Raw genomic sequence first — 4,334 nt, forward strand, 5'->3', positions numbered from 1 at the left:
TTCGGCTAAATGTTTTTCCAACTTATCAATTACTTTTTCTTTTTTCAAAATTAAGTTTTAATTGTAGCCAACGGTCCAGTATAACGCCTCGTTGCGTGGTTTCAAGATACAAATTATTCCGAGTAGGAGTGTGGTTTGTTTTGAAAACGGGTTTTTCGGTTAGTAATTCTGCCAGCTATGAGCGTTATACGTTGTTGGCATACGTTTTTATATTTTTCGGAATAAAGGTTCCCTCAGTTTCTTATCGAAATGTAATAAGTCGGCTAATTTTATATTGTTAAGCATAAGTCCAGAAAAGCCTGAATATTTTAAAATTAATGAACATACTAACAAGTGAAGTTTATAAACTATATGATGTAATTCATACGCTTTTGGGTCATTTTCTATATCAAACGGAATTCTACCGTGTAGAAAATCATTTCTCATATTTATACATCTTTTATCGTCTTCACTTAATTTAATGTTTAAAAGTTTGAAAGAAAGTAGTAAACTATCTTTATTTCCAACTTGATTTAATTGTTCCAATTTATTTAAAACCATTTTTTTGCTATTAAATTCAGATTCTGGAATTGCATCTACTATTTTTTTTAATTCCTTAATAGTTTTACTAGCTTTCTTTTTTAGCTTGAATGGATTTATCTTTTCTCCATTTTCTTCTATAATTATGTTTTTAACAGTTTCTAAAGCAACTGAATACGTTGAAGCTTTAATTTCTATTGGATATTGACAGCTTTCAGACATAATTCTAATAGCTCGATATAGTCTTAAATCCTTTAAGCTTTTATTCACTAAATTTTCAAAAACTTCTTTTTCTAAATATGGTCTGATTTTATTTGTTTCTGATAATTGCCAATATAATTGGGGGTCTAAAGCAGGAATTCCTTTCATAGAATCTTCTAATTTTTTATAATTAAAAGCTATAATTTTCTCGAATTTAGGACTAGCATACTTTAAAATAACTACTTCATCTCTAAATAGCTGACCACTAACAATCCCAAAACAATAAATAATTGCTGAAATGTAATTTTCGAAATCATTGCTTGGAAGGTTATCATAGTTTTCAATAAATAATGATTCAATTTCATTTATTTTATAGTCATAAATACCAAATGGCCGATTGTTTATTTTAATTAAAAAATAACCTGCAACTCTAATAGAGGAACCAACATTGAAACCTTCTGATTTAATATATCTAATTGGGAAATTATGAAATTTGGGTTTTGGAATAATTGCTCGATGTATTCCCGTTAAGTTATCGAATGATTTAGACTTTAAATCTCTAATTTCTCCTGTTGAAGTAAATCCTTTACCAATTTTTAAATTAATTGAACCTGCTCCATTATAAGCAATAAAATGATAGTCTTCACTAATTAATTCAAATGGGTCCTGGTAACCATAACTTTTGTGCTGATATTTAACTGGTGGCCCTTTTGGTAATATTTCTCCTGCGGAATATTTAAAACTCCTATTTCCTTTTTCTAAAGTACATTTTATAGTATTAATCGTGGGGTATTTACTTTTAATTGTAAATTCTTTTTTCGAAAATAAGTTCGTCAAGAATTCATTAGTTTGAACTAAATTTACTTTTACTCCTTCAAGTTTAATTTTATCTAATCTGTTCAATTTGTTCGGTCTGTTCAAATGTATGCCAACGGTTTCGTATAACCGTCAGTTACGGTTTTAAAGATAATGATTTTCGGTTTAGCACAGACGTTAGCAATTCCGAGTGGATTCGGACGTAGTCGAATCCGCCGTAATTGCGGTTATACATTGTTAGCAAACGTTTTTTACCAGTCATCTTTTTTTGTCGATTTAACAGTTGTTCCGACTGAATTCATTGTAGCTTTCACACTTTCTTTAACTCCTTTAATCAATTCCTCAAAGGTTGGTTTTGTCATTTCCTGAAATTCTTCTCTTTTCTTTTTTCCAACCATTGCCTTTTTCCAGAGTTCGTCAACGTACTCGTTATAAGCATCAATTTTTTCTTGCTTTAATCCAGTAAAATCAATCATATCAAAAACGATTGAGTATTGTTGTTCCAAATTATAACCCGCAACTGGTGCAGGTGTGATAATATCAGTCAAATGGTAAATTATTCGATACCTGTTGTCCTTTACGTTTATTTCGATTGTGTGATTAAACTCAACTGTATTGTATTCCTGCATATATTTATTTTTAGGATACATTTCTTTCATTACATTTTTGTAAACAGCCTCATTTATTCCTTTCACGATTATTGTTCCAGATTCCTTGTCATTTAGTTGTACTACATTTTTCGCAGAGTTATAATTTAAAGCAATCCATTTATTTATAGCAGAGAATATTTCCGATTTGGATTTTCCGTCTGCTTCATAAATTCCAGTTATTGTTTTTTCCGCATATTCGAATTCCTGTCCATAAATCTTTGAAGATGTCAAAGTCAAAGTCAAGAATGTTAAAATTAAAATCAAATTTTTCATATTGTTCGTTCGTCTAAATGTTTGCTAACGGTCCGGGCTATCATGTCGGCGGGAGCTTAGGCGGCTGAATGGCAGAACCAAAACGCGTAGCGTTTGTGGGAAGCGGTGTTAACCGCGTGCGATTCAGCTAGACGTTGGTGCCGCCGAATATGTTCAAAATATTCCGATGACCTTTTTAGTTTGTTTTAAAGATAGTGTTTTCGGCTAAGAAAATGACCCGATGCATGATAGCCGTTGTTGGCACACGTTTTTATGTATTGACTTATTGTTTACGATAGTCATTGTTATAACCGTCTGAATTCGTTATGCGGACATAATTTATCTTATCGTTTTTATCAATCAAAAATTCATATAGATTGTTGGTTTCTTTTAATATGAACTTTTTTCCACCAACTGGTATGAGTTTAGATTTATTATTTTTAGCATCACTAACAACCAAGTTTTCATTATAAATTTCAAATACCATTTCTTTATCACCACCACTAAATTTTCCAACATAAGTCAGTATTTCATCAACAGATAATTTAAAAGATTCAAATATCGTCGGCTGTAAAAAATCCCAGTTGTATTCTTGAGCTACTGCTCTTGCTATGTAGCTTAATAATATAGTGCCATTATCACTATTGGTCATAATAATAACGCCTTGTTTTTTATTTAAAGATGCAACCATGTAGCAAGTAAAACCTGGGCTACTGCCCCAATGCTCGAATAATAAATCCTGTTTTTCTGGACTAAACAATTTTCCAAAACCTAAACGTTCAGATTTTTTTTGAAAAACACTGTCTGCCATTTTTTTAGATAGGATGTTATTTTTACTAGAATGATAATCCTCCAAAAGTGCTATAGTAAATTTGCTTAAATCTGTAGGAGTTGTCCAGATACCACCTGCTGCCTTCCATGGAAATAATTTATAAGGATAACCCTTGAGATCTTTCGAATAACCTGTAGCAGTTTTCTTCAATAAATTTTGAGGGAGAGGTTGCTCAAATGAACTATTGTACATTTCAGAAGGTTTAAATATTAATTCCTGTATCACAGATTCAAAATTCTTATCTGATACATCTTCGATCATCTTTTGAATTATTGTATATCCAGGATTAGAATATTTTCTCTTCTCGCCAGGAACATAAATTACTGAAACTGGAGGGTCAACTGACGGTTTTGTTCCGGATAACATCTGTACTAAATTGGGAGAATTTTCATTTAGGGAATATGGCTGCGGTACGTAATTTATTATTCCGCCAGTATGGCCGATAAGTCTTTTGAGTGTGACTTTTTGTTCTTCAGTGAATTTATTCTGTGGGATTTTCCAATTTTTGAGATAAGTATTAACATCTTCATTAAGGCCTATAAATCCGTTTTCTGATAGATTTAAAGCAGCCATTGCAGCAATTGGTTTACTTAAGGAGGCTCCATTAAATAAAGTTTTCGTGGTTACAGGCAATGAATCTTGCAAATTTGAATAGCCGTAGGTTTTTTGCCAACTTATATCCCCATTTTCAATAAAAGCAATACTGACTCCTGGAACACTATCCTTTTCCATCATCTTAGAAATGGAAATTCTATTTGAATTGTCTTTCAAAAAATGAATAGGAACTAAGTTTTCTTCAATTTTTTTAACCCTTAATTCAGATTGATTATTTATGTCTTTTGCAAGCTTTTCTTTTTTAGTGTTAGGGCTGGTACATCCTATTAACAATATAGAGATTAGAAGTAGAATATTTTTCATTAGAGCTTTGGCTTTATAGAAAAGATATATTTTCTTAGGAATTGTTACGGTAATTCGAAAATGTGTGCCAACGGTCTCGGCTATGAGTAGTTGCGTGGGTTAGCACTTAACTATGCAAGTACGCACCAAACTGAAAATCCGCGAGG

Annotated in this window: 3 protein-coding genes; all 3 read right to left on the reverse strand. The window is 31.7% G+C overall.

Annotated elements, in window-relative coordinates; all coding sequences use genetic code 11:
* Positions 1–207: 207 nt before the first annotated feature.
* Entirely contained in the window at positions 208–1,623 is a 1,416-nt protein-coding gene (locus tag PO830_RS14705; protein ID WP_272854333.1) for a hypothetical protein, read from the reverse strand.
* A 164-nt stretch (positions 1,624–1,787) separates the two neighbouring features.
* Positions 1,788–2,459, reverse strand: a complete 672-nt coding sequence (locus tag PO830_RS14710; RefSeq protein WP_272854334.1) for a DUF4468 domain-containing protein — start codon at positions 2,457–2,459, stop codon at positions 1,788–1,790.
* Between the two features lie 262 nt (positions 2,460–2,721).
* Positions 2,722–4,188 (reverse strand): serine hydrolase domain-containing protein, encoded by a 1,467-nt coding sequence (locus tag PO830_RS14715; protein ID WP_272854335.1) that lies wholly within the window; start codon positions 4,186–4,188, stop codon positions 2,722–2,724.
* Positions 4,189–4,334 lie beyond the last annotated feature (146 nt).

The sequence above is a fragment of the Altibacter sp. HG106 genome (assembly GCF_028561755.1).
Lineage (GTDB): Bacteria > Bacteroidota > Bacteroidia > Flavobacteriales > Flavobacteriaceae > DFVG01.

Coding starts and splice junctions, on each gene's coding strand:
- PO830_RS14710 (WP_272854334.1), bottom strand. CDS start 2,459: ATGAAAAATTTGATTTTAATTTTAACATTCTTGACTTTGACTTTGACA.
- PO830_RS14715 (WP_272854335.1), bottom strand. CDS start 4,188: ATGAAAAATATTCTACTTCTAATCTCTATATTGTTAATAGGATGTACC.